The sequence below is a fragment of the Fibrobacter sp. UWB7 genome (assembly GCF_900142945.1).
GTDB lineage: Bacteria > Fibrobacterota > Fibrobacteria > Fibrobacterales > Fibrobacteraceae > Fibrobacter.
The window spans coordinates 255,697-272,159 of sequence record NZ_FRCO01000001.1 but is presented as its reverse complement, the minus strand read 5'-3'; the positions used below and the strand labels follow the sequence as shown (position 1 = coordinate 272,159).

Here is a 16,463-nt window from a genome sequence, read left to right as displayed (position 1 = left end):
GCGAGTACAAACGAAAATTTGAAAACGGTACCTGACGGTGCCGTTTTTTTTTGTTTGTAACGTTTCAAAGTCTAATGGTCTGTTTTTGTATAAAAAGAAAACACCGGCTAGTGAGCCGGTGTTCGTTTTAGAATAATTCTGTGGACTAGACCAAACCGATCGTTTCGTCGAGACCGAGCGCGATATTCATGTTTTGAATAGCTGCGCCGCTAGCACCCTTGCCGAGGTTGTCGATGATCGTCGTGACCTGCATGATGTTTTCGTTGCCGAAAACTTGGATGCGAGCGTTGTTCGTGTCGTTACAGACCGTGGGGTCCAAGCGGCCGTTGAAGAGCACCGGAGCGGCTTCGTACGGCAGGACCTTCACGAACTTCGATCCTTCGTAATGCTTGGCGAGGATTTCGGTCAAGTCCTGCGGACCGATCTTCTTCGTGAGCATGTTCGGGAAGATGGCGACCGTCACGGCCATACCCTTGTAGTAGGGGCCAAGCACCGGGTTGAAGAACGGAACGTTTTCGAGTCCGCAGTACTTCTTCATTTCGGGGAGGTGCTTGTGGGCGAGCGCAAGCGCGTACGGGGCGGGAGCCATGATAGCCTTCGATTCACCAGCCTTGTGGCTGAGGGCGTCTTCGGCTTCGTATTCGGCGATGAGCTTCTTGCCACCGCCGGAGTAACCGGTGATGCTGTAGGCGGCGAGGTTTGCGCTCTTCGGGAGGATTCCCGAGGCAACGAGCGGATGGACGCCGAGGATAAATCCCGAGGCGTGGCAACCAGGGTTTGCAATGCGCTTGCTCTTGGAAATCGCTTCGCGCTGTTCAGCAGAAAGTTCCGGCATACCGTATGTCCAAGCCGGGTTCACGCGATGAGCCGTGGAGGCGTCGATGATGCGCGTGTTCGGATTCGTGCAGAGGGAGGCACTTTCCATGGACGCTGCGTCCGGGAGGCAAAGGAACGTCACGTCTGATTCATTGATCATCTTCTGGCGTTCATTCACGTCCTTGCGGAGTTCTGGATTGATCTTGAGAATTTCCAGGTCGTTGCGGTTGGCAAGTCTCTCGAAAATTTGCAGGCCAGTGGTCCCTGCTTCGCCATCTACGAATATCTTGAACATTTGATTTAGTTACTAGTTAATAGTTGATAGTTACTAGGATTATTAAGTTATTAGTTTATAGATTACAGCTACTAGAAATTCTTGTTATGAAATTCTAGTAACTCAGAATTCTTAACTTCCTACTTATTCGCACCGCAGCACTTCTTGTACTTCTTGCCGGAACCGCACGGGCACGGGTCGTTACGGCCGACAACCGGACCTTCGTGGCGGACAGTTTCCTGCTTCACTGCACGACCATCATAGAAGTACCATGCACCGCCGACCTTGTGGAATTCACCAAGTTCGTGGTGGTTGCGGGTGATGTTGCCCTGCTTGAAGCGAGCGACAAATTCGACCCAGCCGATGTTCTTGTCTTCTTCGGTCTTGGTCTGCTTGATTTCGATGCCGAGCCATTCAGATTCACGGCTCCAAGCTTCTACGCTCGGTTCGTCAAAGTCGTCACGCTGGGTGGCTTCGAGGGAATCCTTGAGCCATGCAATTTCGTGCTTGGCATAAGCGGTGTAGCGGGAGCGCATGAGGGCTTCCGGGGACGGGGCGAGAGTGGTCTTCTTAATAATCGGTTCGCAGCAGTCGCAATATGCTTTGCCAGAACCGCACGGGCATAAATCGTTAGCCATAGTAAAATCCTTATAAAAAACTGGGCTAAAAATACAAAAAAATGGTGCGCCTGTGGAGTCTATCGCGCTTTTTTTACAAGCACAAAGTCTAGAAAAAAGAGATGCCCGCTCGGAGGCGGGCATGACAGCTAAAATTACAACGGACTCAAATTCTAATAACTAAAGACCATTGACTAATGACCAAAGGCTTTACAGGCACTTCTTCATGAGCCAGAATTCTTCCTTGCCTTCGCGGCCCGGAATACTGTTCGTGGGCTTGATGCGTTCAACAATGTCGAACACACCGTCCAGACGAGCCATGAGTTCGCCTTCACTCATGCAGTGCGGAGGGCCCTGCATGGTCTTGCCGTTCATGAGCGGGTACATGAGGCAGATGAACACGCCATCGTCCTTCATCATCTTGTAGCAGACTTCGAAGAATTCGTCGCGGCGACCCGGATGGATAGCCGAGAACGTGCCGTAGTCATAAATGATGTCGAACTGCTGACCGCCGCGCTTGGCATCCTTCGGAGAAAGGGTGAACAAGTCGAGGTCGAGGGAGCGCAAGTTCTTGTGCTTGCGGCTCAAGTGGTCCAGTTCATCAACAGCGGTCGGCGCAAAGTCGACTGCCAAAACTTCGTGTCCACGCAAAGCCCATGCTTCGGCATCGTAGCCGAACCCGGCACCTGGAATCAGCACGGAGCCCTCAGCAGGGCAGGATGGGTGCTTAAAAAATTCAATCAGGGCTGGAGTAGCCTTCTTGAAATTCCAGTAGTCCTTGCCTTCGGCATAAAGATTATCCCAGAATTCCGGGAGGTTTTGCGTTAACATTCTTTACCTTCCTTTTTGTACGCTAATTGTCCACACGCAGCAAGGATATCCCTACCGCGTGGATTGCGGATCGTTATTTGAATTTCAGCTGCTCGCACGGCGGCGAGGAAATCTTCCACCTCTTCGGGGGTGGGGGCGTGGAGCGTCGGGTCATCGCCGTCGTTTAGCACGATGGCATTTACCTTCACGCGGCGCGGGGCGCAGATGCGGATGAGCTCTTTTGCGGCCTTGGGCGTGCAGGTGATGTTCTGGATGAGCACGAACTCGAACGTCACATAATTATCGGTGCGACGGATGTATTCGTCAACCGCTTCCAAAAGTTTTTCGATAGGCCAAGTCTTGTTTACCGGCATCACGGATGAACGGTATTCGTTGTTCGTGCTGTTGAGGCTTACCGCGAGGCAGCAGGGCGTGTTCCTGTCCACGAGCTCCTTGATCTTCGGGACGACACCCGAAGTGCTCACGGTCATGCGCTTTGCGCCCATGTTGAAAAGTTTCTGGTTGTGCAGCGTGCAGCAGACGCGGTGGACGTTCTCGAGGTTGTTGAGCGGTTCGCCCATGCCCATGAAGATAATGTTCGTCACCTGGGCGACTCCGCCTTCTTCGTTCATGAAGCCGTTGTCCTTCAAGTACCAGTTGACGTTGATGATTTCTTCGAGAATTTCGCCTGCTTCGAGGTTACGCGTGAATCCCATCTTGGCGGTGCGGCAGAATGCGCAGTTCATGGCGCAGCCGACCTGGGTCGAAACGCAAACGGAATAGCGACCGTTTGCCGGGATCATCACGGTTTCGATATGGTGACCGTCTTCGGTCTCAAAAAGCCACTTGACCGTTCCATCGACAGAAACAGAACGCTGGTCTTCCTTGAGACCGCAAAGCGTGAACTGTTTTGCCATTTTTTCGCGGAGGGCAGGGGAGATGTTTACCATCTCATCGTAGCTACGCACCTGCTGGCAGAATAGCCATTTTTGAATTTGGTCGGCGCGGTAGGGCTTTTCGTCAACATCCCGAAGCCAAGCTTTGAGCTCGTCGGTTGTCAAAGTTTTTATATTGCGCTGCCATTCCATGTCCTGTAAAGATAGAAAATTTTAAGCTTTTTGTTAAGGGCTATGGCTTGTCTAACCCCCTCGCCTTGCGGATGTATTCAAGGCTTGGGGTGCGTGTATCGGCGGCGCTCCGTGCGGAATAATCCTCTGTATTGTCGTTCTGTCTTGCCTGTCTTTGCCGGAACAGGTGCTGGTAAATGCGGTCTAGTTCTGCCATGAGTGACCCCATACTTGTCTTCAGCGCAATTGCGAGTTGGCAGAGTGTATCTATCGATGGAATTCGCTTCCCGCATTCCAGTTGCGATATGAACTGTCTAGAAATTCCTGATTCGATGGACAGCGATTGTTGCGTGTGCTGCTGTTTTTGTCGAACCGAAATTATAAGAAGCCGTATGGCTTCATGGAATAGGAGTGTCTCGTAATTCATCGGGCTATAATTTTACGAAAAAACACAAAATTTTTGTGCATGCGATAGTTTGCAAAAGACGTAAAACTTTGAAATCTTTTGATTTTCTTAAAAACATATGTCATAAAATGACGATGAGTTTTTTTCCTCGGAAAACACTTGTTTTGGCTAAAAAACGGGAATTTTCGTATCGAAAAACGAGTGAAAAATTTGGGTATCTTTTACGTTTGTATACAGAAACGTTTCATTCGTTTGTTTTTATTCAAAAAGGTTTGATTATTTTTCCGTAGGGACATATTTATCGCGCGTTGCGCAAAGGGATACGGAATGATTGATGTAAAAGGAAAATGGTGCTTGGTAACAGGTGGATGCCGTGGTGTCGGTCGTCTCATCGCTATCGAAATGGCTAAACTCGGTGCAAACCTCATTTTGCAGGGGCGCGACAAGAGCCATGCCGAAAAGGTCATTGCAGAACTTGCTCCGTATGGTGTACAAGTGAAGGCTGTGGGCTGTAATCTCGAAAACGAAGCTGAAATTGATGCTGCCCTTGCCGAAATCGATTCCTTTGGCGTACAGGTGGACCTCGTATTTAATAATGCCGGTCTCATGAGCCACTATTTTTCCGATTATACGACGAACACGATGGATGACTTCCGCCAGGCGATGGCGGTGAACTTCTTTGCGCCGATGAAAATTGTGTATCACTTTTTGCCGGGCATGATCAAGCGCGGTTTTGGTCGCATGCAGCTCACGACGAGCGGTATTGCCAATGAACCGGAACTTGCCGCTTACGCCTGTGCTAAGGCTGCTCTCACGAAGTTCGTGAAGGATTTTGCTTGCAAGCTGAACGGTACGGACGTGATGATGAATGTCATGGATCCGGGGTGGCTCCGTACGGACCTCGGCGGTCCGAACGCTCCGAACGCACCTGAAACTGTTATTCCGGGAGCTCTTGTGAGCGTGCTTCTCGATGACAAGAAGAGTGGTCGCTGGTTTAGCGCCCAGGATTACGTGGGCAAGAGTATTGCTGAAGCTGTAGACGCTGGTCGCAACGTCTTCGCTTAATCGTTATTAGTTTTTTTGCCTGAATGGCGAATGTTTAATCCCGCATGGAATGCGGGATTTTTCTAATGCTAGATTTTCTTGATTTACAACATGTGCTGCCGGTCACAACAATACTTTAATTTTGATACAAAAATATTTTGTAAAACTTGCGAATTTTAAAAATTTATGCTATTTTAATAAATAAAGGTTATTTTTAGCTTTTAGGGGGGATCTTGGGAGGGGAGTGGTTTTGGACCGTTATGGGATGTAAAATCCTTCGTTGCGGAGGCGTGTGGTTATATGTCTGATGCTGGTGAAAAAAAGATTCCTGAGGGGATACGGAATGAATTGGAGCATTCCGAAGTTCCGCTTGCTGTCTACCGATTTGTAGATGGTCATATTCAGACTATTCTTGTTTCTGATGGGCTTATCCGTTGGCAGGCTCCTGGTTGTACACGTGAAGATTTGTTGAAGTTCCTCGATACGGACATGTACAAGGATGTCCATCGTGAAGACATTGTTTTTGTAGCGACTAAGGCTAAAGAATTTGCAAAATCCAAGGATGGGCGCTACGAGGTTGTTTATCGCCAAAAACTGTATGGCAAAGACGAATACCGTACATTGCACGCCCAAGGTTACCATCGTGTTTTGGATGATGGTTCAGAATGTGCAATCGTTATTTATGACGATGTGACTTCCGCTTGTGAAACATGTAGAGATTTTCGCAATGAATTCGATAATGGCTTGATGGAGTTCTTGAACAATGACAGCGTAGAGCCTTTTGTCATTGTCGATGCAAAAACTCATGAAATCTATATGCTCAGTGCGTCTGTTGATAAAGTTTGGACGCCTGTAAAAGCTTTTGATTCCGGCATTACGTTTGAAGAGTATTTCTTTGACCCCAATGAAGTCCAGCTTATCACACTTGACGAGGTTCTAGAAAAGGGCGAAGTCCTTGTTCCGAATTCCCGTACCGGCGGTGACTTGATTTTGAAAGCTTCCTTAATCAAGTGGCATGGCAAGGATGCGATTTTCCATAGGATAAGTGAAAGGACGGACCGTTATTTTGATACATTGACGGGACTTCCGAATATGGAATATTGCCGCATGCGTGGCGAGAGCTATGTTACCGATATCCGGATTGCCGGAGGAACTCCTTCTGTCGTATTCTTTGACATTGTCGGGATGAAACTCTACAATAACGCCAATGGCTACGGCAAGGGCGATGAATTTTTGCTCAATTTTGCGGCAACGCTAAAAAAAGTATTCCCGAATAACTTGATTTGTCGCATGGCGAATGACCATTTTACGGTCGTTGCTGACATGAAAAACATCGAGAAAAAACTTTGTGAAATCCGCAAATATGTCAAGAGTGTCGTTTCCAAGATTTCGATGGATGTGAACATCGGGGTCTGTAAGATTGATGATTTTGAAACGATGGTCGATGCCTGCGAAAAGGCTAAGATTGCATGCAAGGTTCAGAAACAGTCTAGTGATAACTTTTTCCGTTATTACGATGAAGATTTGCGCAAGACGCTTGTGCTGCAGAATTACGTGGTAAACCACATTGACGAGGCTATAAATAATGGTTACATCAAGGTTTACTACCAGCCGGTGGTCCGTACGATTACGGAAACTTTCTGCGGTATGGAAGCGCTGGCCCGTTGGGTGGATCCGCAATATGGTTTTTTGAATCCGGCGGTCTTTATTGGCGCTCTCGAAGAATCTCGCCAGATCCATAAGCTTGATAGCCACGTCATTAACATTGTCTGTAAGGAAATGCGAGCGGAACTGGATGAAGGAAAAACAATTGTCCCTGTGTCCTTTAACCTTTCGCGTTTGGACTTTATCGGCTGTGATATTTTTGAAGTTGTCGAACGTGCGCTAGACAAGTACAAGATTGATCGCGATTACATTCGCGTTGAAATTACGGAAAGCATCATGGCTTCGGATTCCTATGTCCAAAGCGAAATCCAGAGATTCCGTTTGGCCGGTTACGAAGTCTGGATGGACGATTTTGGTAGCGGCTATTCTTCGCTCAATACGCTTAAGGACTATAAGTTCGATGAACTCAAGATTGACATGGTGTTCCTCTCGAATTTCAACGAGGCCTCGCGCACCATTATCCGTTCGACGGTCCGTATGGCGAAAAACCTTGGGCTTAAGACTCTTGCCGAAGGTGTCGAGACCAAGGAGCAAATGGAGTTCTTGAAGGGCATTGGTTGCGAAAAGGTCCAGGGCTATTATTACGGAAAACCCATGCCTTTAAAAGAGACGCTTAGACACATGGCGGCTATGGGGATGCATATTGAAGACCCGAAATCGCGTCTCATCTATTCTAGGCTCGGTAGCCTAGATTATTTGGTGGATACGCCTAAAGCGGTCATGTCGTTTGAAAATGGTATGTTCAAGTTCCTGTTTGTAAATAAGCAGTACGAAGAACAGCTCCAAAGCCTTGGCTTTAGCGGTTTCAAGGACGCCGAGGATGCTTGCAACGACCCGAAAAACCCGGTTTACAACAAACTCCGTGAAATACAGCAGGCGGCATACAGGGCGCCTCAGCAGGTGACTTACGCCACTCACGGAACCTACGTTTTTTTGACGGGTCGGTTGATTGCCGATATCAATGGCGCCCGTATTTACGACATGTCGTTTCGCAATACTCATGTGAGCGCTGAAGACAGTTCGTCTGGTTCTCAAAATGTCGTAAAGTTCCCAGTAGAAGCAAAGACTATTTTGCTTGCGACGGTCAATTTGCCGAACAGGTCCATTCTTGAAGGTATTTTAAGGTCAGATTACAATCTGTTGTTTGCCGAAGATGGTGAACAGGTCTTGAATATTTTGCTGGAATATGGTAATAAGATTTCGATAGCTTTAATCGATGCGGCCCTCCCTAAAATTGATGGCTTTAAGATCATCCAGAAGTTCAGAGGGAAAAAGCGTGAATTCCAGATTCCTTTTGTCGTGATGTCGGATAACATGGAACTTGCGAAGGAAGGCGTCCGTTTAGGGGCTTATCAGTTTATCTTGACGCCTATCAGCAACAAGGAACAAGTCAAGTCCAAAATTGACGGAGCCATCAAGAATACGGAGTTGCTCTACCAGCTTGCTCTAAACTATATGGAATACGTCCCGGGTGGAGTTATCCTTTTGGAAGCTGTCAGTGGGGATATCCTGTATGTGAATGGCCGTGCGCTTGAAATTTTTGACTGCGACAGTGTTGATGATTTCCGCTGTCTGGCGGGTAATAAGCTTGAGGGGGCTGTTCTTCCAGAAGATTATGCTGCCGTTGATGAAACTCTTGAAACTCTGTTCCGCAGTGGCAGCGCTTTGCCGACGCAGACAACCTATCGCATCAAGACTAAGAAAGGTACAGTCAAGCGAATTTACCACGTAGGACGTTTCTTTAGGGATACTCCGTATGGGCGCATTTTGTCGGTGTTCGTCTCCGAAGACGATATGGCATTAAAGAATTACTTTGGCCGAAAGAACGCTTTCAAGTTGTTCATGGCGTCTGGTGAGGCGACCCATACCAAGTCGTATGAGCCGGGATACAAGGGATACTTGTTCTGGAATCTCACGAGGAATTCGCCGGTAATCAGGATGGACGGTATTTCGTATATTCCGAAAGAACTTACGGGTAAGTACACTTATGACGCCCACTTTGACTATTTGGTGAAATTGATGTCAAAGGATAGCGTCAATCTTCAAAAAACGACTGCCTATACCCGTGAAAAGTTGATTCTTGCCTATGCGAATAAGCGAGCGGTCCCTTCGCTGAACTTGAATTATAATTTGAAGAATGGATGGTTCTCCATCAAATCGACTTTTGACATGATGGCAGACCCGGATACGGGTGACGTGATTTTGAAACTCCAGAATGAAAATAATACGGATGTCGAAGCCTACAAGGAATTGACGGATGCGGTCGTTTTGAATCTGTATGACCAGATCATCTACCTCGATGGCAATACGGATAGGCTACTGAGTCTTTCTTGCCTTGAAGGTAAGCCTATGTATGTCCAAAGGTCTATTTCTGATTCGATAGAGAATCTCTGTAAGTTGTTCCAGATGCCGCTTTGCTCTGTGGAAACGTTTATGGAACGGGCTAATCGAAATAGTGCTTCTGGTGAAACTTATGGCAGAACTCTGACGCTTGAAGATGGACATGTGAAGTTCGTTCGCGCAAAAGCGCTGTATAATGGTTCTAACAAGTACATCATTACCGTTTCGGATGTTACGCATGCCAAAAATGAATTGATATAAAGCTTTTCCTCCATGCAAAAGTCAATTTCCCGTCCTATGGACGGGAAATTTTCCGTATATTGTCACCTTTTGACATTCTACTTTTATTATATTAGTGCTCATGGTAGCACTAAACAAGTCGAAGAAAGAAATTGAGTATCTCTGTACGGAATGCGGCAATACAACTCCGAAGTGGGCTGGCAAGTGCCCGTTTTGCGGGGCGTGGAGTTCGCTTAAGGAACATGTCATTGAACGGATTACTGAAGGGGCTGGGCGCACGGGACGTGGGCTTGGCGGGCCTGTCCATAAGGTGGTGCTGCTCAAGGATGTGGCGACAGAAGATACGCGGCGCTTGAGCACGGCGAATTCGGAATTTGACCGTGTGCTTGGTGGTGGCTTTGCGCCGGGAAGCCTGGTGCTGATTGGGGGTGACCCGGGAATCGGTAAGTCGACGCTTGTGCTCACGACACTTGCGACGATGAATGCGGCGGGAGTCAAGGCTTTATACGTGAGTGGTGAAGAAAGTGCGTGCCAGGTAAAACTTCGCAGTGAACGCTTGAATGTTTCGGGGAGCGACATGATGCTCCTCTGCGAAACGAATCTCGAAAAGATTTTGGAACAGGCAAAAGAGGTAAAGCCTCAGGTTCTTGTGATAGACTCCATCCAGACTGTTTACAAGAGCGACCTTGCTGGGACGCCCGGATGTGCAACACAACTGCGTGAATGCACTTTGGACTTGATGGTTTTTGCCAAAAATTCCGGATGCATCACGATTCTCATTGGTCATGTGACGAAGGACGGTCAGATTGCTGGACCGAGAATCTTGGAGCACATGGTCGATACGGTTGTTTATTTCGAAGGCGACCGTAATCACCAGTATAGGCTTTTGCGGACTATCAAGAACCGCTTTGGCGCTACCGATGAAATTGGCGTTTTTGAAATGACGAGTCATGGGTTGAATCCTGTGCTGAACCCGAGCAAGGTCTTTTTGCAGGAGGGGGTTCCGCCGACTCCGGGGAGTGCTGTCTGCTGTACAATGGAAGGCTCTCGGGCGCTCCTGTTCGAAACTCAGGCTCTTGTGAACCAGACGAATTTTGCAGTGCCGCAGCGTGTAGCGGCAGGGATAGACCCGAAACGACTTACGATTATCCTTGCGCTTTTGGAAAAGTTCGGTGGTGTGACGATTGGCGCCTCGGATGTGTTTGCGAGCATAGCTGGTGGCATGAAGGTAAATGATGCTTCGTCGGACTTGGCGCTTGCGTTAGCGGTGGCGAGCAATCATTTGGGAATCCCGCTTTCGCGGCAGACGATTGCGATTGGAGAGCTTGGACTGTCGGGCGAGGTGCGTGGCGTAAGTCTTTTAGACCAGAGGCTCAAGGAAGCGAGCCGCCTTGGGATGACGGAGGCGGTTGTGCCGGCGAGCTGCAAGCTTTCTGAGAATATGGGTTCGATGAAGGTTGTGCGGGTTCATTCTCTGTCCGAAGCGATAAGCTGGCTCATGGACAAGAAGTAAGGCTCCTTTGACGCAAAAGGGCAAAAGAAAAGGGGCGCTCAAGTGAGCGTCCCTATATTCCGTTATTGAAAGGCTTTATTAGCGCTTTTCGCCTGGTCTAGAGAAACCGAATGCGCGCGGATCGAAACCGCTGGGGAACTTTGTTCTTTCGTTGTAGATCACGCGCTTGGCGGTGAACTTTTCAATCTTTGCACCGGTGAGGTCTGCACCAGAGAAGTCTACGTCTTCCATCTTGGTGTCGGCGTCGATTTTGACACCTTCCATCTTGGCGTTGGTGAAGGTAACCTTGATGAGCTTAGCACCAGAGAAATTTGCACCAGAAAGCTGAGCGTTGTTGAATGCAGAGCGTTCGATGGTGGAGTTTGCGAAGTTTGCCTTGGTGAGGTCTGCGTTATCAAAGATGTCCTTGAATACATAAGCACCGTCGAAGACTGCCTTCATGAGTTCAGCGTAGTTGAACACGTTCTTGCTGACGCTCGCATCGAAGAAGGAAGACTTGTTGAGCTTGGTCTTGTCGAAAGAGCTCTTGGAAACTTCGCCCTTGTCGAAGATGACGCCGTTCAAGTCCTGGTTGTTGAACTTCATGTTCTTGACCTTGGACTGGGCGAACTTAGCCTTCTGGAGCTGGGTTCTGGAGAGGTCGACATCATTGAACGTGGTCAAGGAAAGGTCAGCTTCCTGGAGGTTCACGTTGTTGAACGTTGCACCGTCGAAGTCAGCCTGAGAAAGACCTGCCTTAGCAAAGTTTACGTTGTTGAGCTTCACACCGGAGAAGTTTGCAGCGATGAGGTTGCAAGCTGTGAAGTCCGTCTTTTCCATGGTGGTCTTGCGGAGGTCGCTGTTAGCCATCAAGGAACGGGAGAAGTTCGTGTTGGTGAGGTTTGCCTTGCTGAAGTCAGCACGGGTAAGGTCCATGTCCATCACAGATGCCTGAGTGAGGTCTGACTTGCTGAAATCGCATTCGTCAGAGACCTTCATAGCGTCAAGACGAGCACTCTTGAGGTTTGCCTTCGGGAATTTGCTATCGAGAAGCGTTGCACGATAGAGGTTTGCGCCTTCGAGGTTTGCGCCTTCAAAGTTTGCAGAACGGATGTCTGCACCGCTAATCGTTGCACCCTTGAGGTTTGCCTTTTCGAAGTTGGCTCCGCTAATCACAGCATTGCGGAAAGAGACTTCGGGAAGGTTTGCTTCTTCGAAGTCCGGAGATTCACCGGCAGAGCGCTGGAAGTCCGTAACGCCCTTGACAGCTCTTGCCTTCTGGAACTGATAGTTGTCGATACGCTTGTCGCGGAAGGAAGTGTTCAGGTCCTTACCTCTGAAGTCCTGTGCAGACACGTTGAGCGCGAGAGCACCAAGGAGGCAGAGACCAAATTTATAGACGTTCTTCATATTCATAGTCAAATTCCCTTTATGAAAAAAAGTAAATCAAATAACGGATAGCCCTAAAATAACTAAAAAAATTGCAAAACTAACAATGAAAAATAAAAACTGACCAAATAAATACTAATTTTACGTTGAAATGACTTGTTTTCGTTCAAATTCTTACAAAGTGGTGATCTGCGGGGCAGGTCCGGCCGGTCTTATGGCTGCTTACCAGCTTGGAAAATTGACGGGCGGTGCTGGACAAATCCTGCTTTTGGACAAAAAGGAACCCTGGAAGGAACCCATTTTTTGTGCCGAAGCGGTATCGACCCATCGTTTGAACGATTTGTGGCCTATTGATGAATCTTGGGTGCGTGGAAGCCTTTCGGGTATCTATTTTACGTCGCCTAAGGGTTATAAGGCTGAATTTTACAGCAAGGACTGCGGTCGTCTGCTCGATCGTTCGAAATTCCACCATGCGATTGCCGATGCTTGCGTCGAAGTGGGCGTGGAATGCCGTTTTGATGCGCTTGTGAAAAGCATCGAAAAGGCTGAAAAAGGCTGGAATTTGAATGTCCAGGTGGGCGGAGAAAAGTTTTTGCTTTCGGCTGAGGCTTTTATTGATGCCAGTGGTCCTGGCTGTCGCCTGACGCGTGGTATTCCGTGCCTTGAAGGGATTGAATCGGGTGATACTGATTTGGAACCGGGCATTTTTGCTGTGGCTGAAGGTATTGAACACGAACGTGACCATATCGATTTGCTTTACGGAAGCGAATTTGAAGGTGGTTACGGTTGGATTTTCCCGCGTGATGGCAAGGAAGTGAATGTCGGTTTTGTGCTTTCGAAGGATGCAAAGCCGGATATGCCTTTGCGTGAAAAACTCAAACATTTTATTGCGACGCATTACCCGAATGCCATAATCAAGGCGATTTATGGTGGCATGATTGCCTGCGGGCAGTCTGATAAGCCGCTTGCCAAGTGTGGTCTTTTTAAGGCGGGCGATGCGGCTAGTTGCGTGAATCCGTTGAGCCGTTCGGGAATTGTTGAAGCGCTCCTTAGCGGAAAGATTACTGCAGAAGCGGTTCATGAATGGCTGAATGCAACGGACGATGGCGCTCGTGCCCGTATTGAAGCTTCTGTCCTTGATCGTTGGATGGCTAAGCTCGGAAAGTCTCATTTGCAAATTGCGAGAGCAAAGCCCGGGCTTGCAAAAATCAAGGATGAACAGTTTGACAAGGCGGCTATGCGCCTCTCGAAGCTCCCGCGTGAAAAGCAGACTCTACTTAGAATTTTCTGGGCGGTGCTTTGGTCTTGCCCGTCTGTAATTTGGAAAATGCGTTCTTTTTTGCATTAGTATGATTATGTCTGAAAGTATTGTTGATCGTCAAGAAAAGATTAGAGCAAAATTTGCATCGTTCACAGATCCGGATGACAAGTGGAAGTTCCTCTTGGATTTGGCTCGTGAGCACAAGGGAATGGATGCCTCCCTCAAGGCGGAAAAGTTCATTATCCAGGGTTGTGCCTCGACAATGTATCTGGTGCCGAAGTTTGATGGTGCAAAAATTCATTTTGAGATGGATGTGGAAGGCGGTACGACGAACCCGCTGATTAGCCGTGGTCTCGGTGCGCTTGCCTTGCAGATTTTCAACGACATGGCTCCTGCCGATATCCTTTCGGTGGATCCGACGTTTTTCCAGAAGATTGGACTCAATGTCGGGCTTTCGCCGACGCGTTCGAACGGTTTTGCAAGCCTTTTGAAACAGATTTATTTATACGCACGCGTCTTTGACGCAATTTCAAAAAAATAGGACGACTCTATGTTTAGTTTCTTGAATGGAAAAAGCCCGTTTGACGAGGCTGAAGAAAAACTGGAAGCCGGTGAAACAATCAATGGTAGACCGAAGCTTCCGCAGGCGCCGATTATGGGCTGGCAGGACGGTGTGTTCTTGCTCGTACTCATCGGTTTAATCGTAGGTGGTTATTATTACTACCAGTATGCTAAGCAAAAAAGTGCCGATACATTTGCTAAGTGCGACGCCTTGTTTGTAGCTGCAGAAACGGATGCGGCAAAGTATGTCGAAGCTGAATCTTGCTACAACGAAACCTGGGATTTGGGTTTTGTGAGCGATACTATGGAAATCCTCCGCCAGAACCGCTTGGGTGCTATCGAAGACTTGCGCAACCAGCAGAAGGACTTGTATGCTGAAGCTATGGGCGCTATGGCTGCCCGTGATACGGTTGCTGCATACAACGTTGTGAAGGATTACAAGGGCCCGATGCTCTTGAATCAGGGTGACCGCAAGGATTGGAACAACATTGCTGAAAACGAAGCTGTCAAGGCTAGTGTTGCTGCTGCCGCTGCCCGTGCCGATTCGATTGCTAGAGAAAAGGCTATTGCGGATTCCTTGGCTCAGGTTGCTGCTGAACTCCGTGCAAAAGCCGTTGCTGATTCTATTGAAAAAGCGAACAAGAAACTTGCTCGCAAGGGTAAGCGCAAGAAGGCGCAATAAGTTTTAGTCTGTAGTCAATGGTCATTGGTCAATAGCATTTCTAATAACTAACGACTAATGACCAACGACTGTTAATGTAATTTCTCGTTCGGTCTCGGATACGATTTGGATTTTAACGACGTGGGTGATGCCTGCGTCGTTTTCTTCTAATCGCTCGGGCCATTCGATGAGGCTGATGCCGCTTTCGAGATAGTCCGGATCCATACCGACTTCATAGAGGTCTGCGCCGCCTTCGAGACGGTAAAGGTCGAAGTGGAAAATAGGCGGGTTGTTCGGGTATTCGTGGAGAATTGTGTAGGTCGGAGAACAGACTGTGCCTTCGAAGCCGAGCCCTTTGCAGATGCCGCGGCTAATGACGGTCTTGCCTGCACCGAGGTTCCCGTAGAGGGCGACTTTGTCGCCGACCTTGAGTTCCTTCGCAAATCCAAGCGCCCAGTTGTATGTGTCTTGTTCAGAATGGAATAGCATAATGAAATGGAGTTGTTAGTCAATGGTCGTTGGTCTGTAGTTTATATTTGGCGCCTATGGCGCGATTATGCGACTAAGAACTAATGACTACTAACTAATTACTGTGGCGTTGTCAATTACAATTTCTCTTTAAACTGCTCGTACGTGAATTTGTGCAGCAGGTGGAACTTGCCGTTTTCGTCGAACTTGCCGATGCTCGGGTGGCGCACACCGTTGAAGAACGTGGTCTTGACCATGGTGTAGTGGATCATGTCTTCGAAGATGATGCGGTCGCCGACCTTGAGCGGTTCGTCGAACGAGAAATCACCGAGCTGGTCGCCGGCGAGGCAGGAGTTGCCTGTGAGCTTATACGTGTGTGCCTTTTCGCCCGGGAATGCGGCGCCGATGACGCTTGGACGGTAAGGCATTTCGAGGCAGTCCGGCATGTGGGCGCTGATGGAAACGTTGAGTATTGCGATATCCATTTCGTTGTGGACGATGTCGCCAACGCTTGCGACGAGTTCGCCGGTTTGCCAGCCGATGGCTTCGCCCGGTTCCATGATGACTTGCAAGTGCGGGTAACGTGCGGAGAAATCCTTGAGGATGCGCACGAGTTCATCGCGGTGGTAGTCCTTGCGTGTGATGTGGTGGCCACCGCCAAAGTTTACCCACTTCATTTGCGGGAGGTACTTGCCGAAGTGCTTTTCAAATGCGGCGAGAACGCCTTCTAGGGCGTCGGCATCTTGTTCGCAAAGTGCATGGAAGTGGAGCCCGTCAATACCGTCGAGGAGTTCGGGCTTGAATTCCTTTTCGGTCACGCCGAGGCGGGAGAACTTACCGCAAGGGTTGTAAATGTCGGTTTCGACTGTCGAAAATTCCGGGTTCACGCGGATGCCGGCACTCACGCCGTGGGCGAGCGTTTTGTCCTTGAATCGCTGCCACTGCGAAAAGCTGTTGAACGTGATATGGTCCGCTGCATCGAGGATGGCGTCGATTTCGTCGTCTTCGTAGACGGGTGCAAAGACGTGGACTTCCTTGTTCATCTCTTCGCGGGCGAGGCGTGCTTCGTTGAGGCTAGAGGCGGTGGCGCCGGCGAGGTATTCGCCGATGAGCGGGAACGAACGCCAGAAACTGTAACCCTTGAGGGCGCAGATGATTTTGACGCCGGTCTTGTTCTGGATATCGGCGAGGATTTCCATGTTGCGGCGGAGACGTGTTTCGTCAAGTACGAAACAGGGACTTGGAACTTGAGAATAGTCGAGCATGGTTAGAAAGATAGAAATTATTGTCTTGTCGCTCAAATGCTTTTTTGTATTATTCAGATGTATTGAATCGGAGCTTTTTATAAATTT

General features: G+C 48.7%; 14 protein-coding genes and 1 pseudogene. 6 read left to right on the top strand and 9 right to left on the bottom strand.

Going from position 1 to position 16,463, the window contains the following annotated elements; genetic code table 11:
• Window positions 1-145: 145 nt before the first annotated feature.
• The 6 genes and pseudogenes from argC to BUC30_RS16250 all read right to left on the bottom strand — a co-directional run.
• Entirely contained in the window at window positions 146-1,111 is a 966-nt protein-coding gene (argC, locus tag BUC30_RS01115) for an N-acetyl-gamma-glutamyl-phosphate reductase (protein ID WP_073423143.1), read from the bottom strand.
• 119 nt (window positions 1,112-1,230) lie between these two features.
• Window positions 1,231-1,728 (bottom strand): YchJ family protein, encoded by a 498-nt coding sequence (locus tag BUC30_RS01110; protein WP_073423142.1) that lies wholly within the window; start codon window positions 1,726-1,728, stop codon window positions 1,231-1,233.
• A 189-nt stretch (window positions 1,729-1,917) separates the two neighbouring features.
• Window positions 1,918-2,538 (bottom strand): methyltransferase, encoded by a 621-nt coding sequence (locus BUC30_RS01105; RefSeq protein WP_073423141.1) that lies wholly within the window; start codon window positions 2,536-2,538, stop codon window positions 1,918-1,920.
• Window positions 2,532-3,605: a dual-specificity RNA methyltransferase RlmN gene (gene rlmN, locus BUC30_RS01100; RefSeq protein WP_012820178.1), complete on the bottom strand. Its 1,074-nt coding sequence runs from the start codon at window positions 3,603-3,605 to the stop codon at window positions 2,532-2,534. The genes BUC30_RS01105 and rlmN overlap by 7 nt, the downstream gene beginning before the upstream one ends.
• Window positions 3,606-3,645: 40 nt before the next feature.
• Window positions 3,646-3,813 (bottom strand): hypothetical protein, encoded by a 168-nt coding sequence (locus BUC30_RS16255; protein ID WP_244536499.1) that lies wholly within the window; start codon window positions 3,811-3,813, stop codon window positions 3,646-3,648.
• Between the two features lie 6 nt (window positions 3,814-3,819).
• Window positions 3,820-4,011 (bottom strand): annotated as a pseudogene (locus BUC30_RS16250) (helix-turn-helix transcriptional regulator); the annotation flags it as partial.
• Window positions 4,012-4,317: 306 nt separating this feature from the next.
• Between BUC30_RS16250 and BUC30_RS01090 the strand changes: the two are divergent.
• The 3 genes from BUC30_RS01090 (at window position 4,318) to radA (ending at window position 10,792) form a co-directional block, all read left to right on the top strand.
• Window positions 4,318-5,055, top strand: coding sequence for an SDR family NAD(P)-dependent oxidoreductase (locus BUC30_RS01090; protein ID WP_073423139.1), 738 nt, complete (start codon window positions 4,318-4,320; stop codon window positions 5,053-5,055).
• Between the two features lie 279 nt (window positions 5,056-5,334).
• Complete coding sequence (locus BUC30_RS01085; RefSeq protein ID WP_073423138.1) at window positions 5,335-9,300, top strand: EAL domain-containing protein; 3,966 nt, start codon at window positions 5,335-5,337, stop codon at window positions 9,298-9,300.
• 100 nt (window positions 9,301-9,400) lie between these two features.
• Window positions 9,401-10,792 (top strand): DNA repair protein RadA, encoded by a 1,392-nt coding sequence (gene radA, locus BUC30_RS01080; protein ID WP_073423136.1) that lies wholly within the window; start codon window positions 9,401-9,403, stop codon window positions 10,790-10,792.
• A gap of 78 nt (window positions 10,793-10,870) precedes the next feature.
• On the opposite strand, the gene BUC30_RS01075 is transcribed toward radA, so the two are convergent.
• Window positions 10,871-12,187: a pentapeptide repeat-containing protein gene (locus tag BUC30_RS01075; RefSeq protein WP_073423134.1), complete on the bottom strand. Its 1,317-nt coding sequence runs from the start codon at window positions 12,185-12,187 to the stop codon at window positions 10,871-10,873.
• Between the two features lie 124 nt (window positions 12,188-12,311).
• Between BUC30_RS01075 and BUC30_RS01070 the strand changes: the two genes are divergently transcribed.
• From BUC30_RS01070 to BUC30_RS01060, 3 genes are read left to right on the top strand one after another with little or no spacing between them, the layout of a single operon-like run.
• Window positions 12,312-13,508 (top strand): NAD(P)/FAD-dependent oxidoreductase, encoded by a 1,197-nt coding sequence (locus BUC30_RS01070; RefSeq protein WP_073423132.1) that lies wholly within the window; start codon window positions 12,312-12,314, stop codon window positions 13,506-13,508.
• A 7-nt stretch (window positions 13,509-13,515) separates the two neighbouring features.
• Window positions 13,516-13,962, top strand: a complete 447-nt coding sequence (locus BUC30_RS01065) for a SufE family protein (RefSeq protein WP_073423894.1) — start codon at window positions 13,516-13,518, stop codon at window positions 13,960-13,962.
• A 9-nt stretch (window positions 13,963-13,971) separates the two neighbouring features.
• The gene (locus BUC30_RS01060) at window positions 13,972-14,664 is read left to right on the top strand and encodes a hypothetical protein (protein ID WP_073423130.1); all 693 of its coding nucleotides are present in this window, start codon (window positions 13,972-13,974) and stop codon (window positions 14,662-14,664) included.
• Window positions 14,665-14,718: 54 nt separating this feature from the next.
• Here BUC30_RS01060 and tsaE read toward each other — a convergent pair whose 3' ends face one another.
• Both tsaE and nspC read right to left on the bottom strand, forming a co-directional pair.
• The gene (gene tsaE / locus BUC30_RS01055; protein WP_073423128.1) at window positions 14,719-15,132 is read right to left on the bottom strand and encodes a tRNA (adenosine(37)-N6)-threonylcarbamoyltransferase complex ATPase subunit type 1 TsaE; all 414 of its coding nucleotides are present in this window, start codon (window positions 15,130-15,132) and stop codon (window positions 14,719-14,721) included.
• Window positions 15,133-15,248: 116 nt separating this feature from the next.
• Entirely contained in the window at window positions 15,249-16,376 is a 1,128-nt protein-coding gene (nspC, locus tag BUC30_RS01050; RefSeq protein WP_073423126.1) for a carboxynorspermidine decarboxylase, read from the bottom strand.
• Window positions 16,377-16,463: the final 87 nt, after the last annotated feature.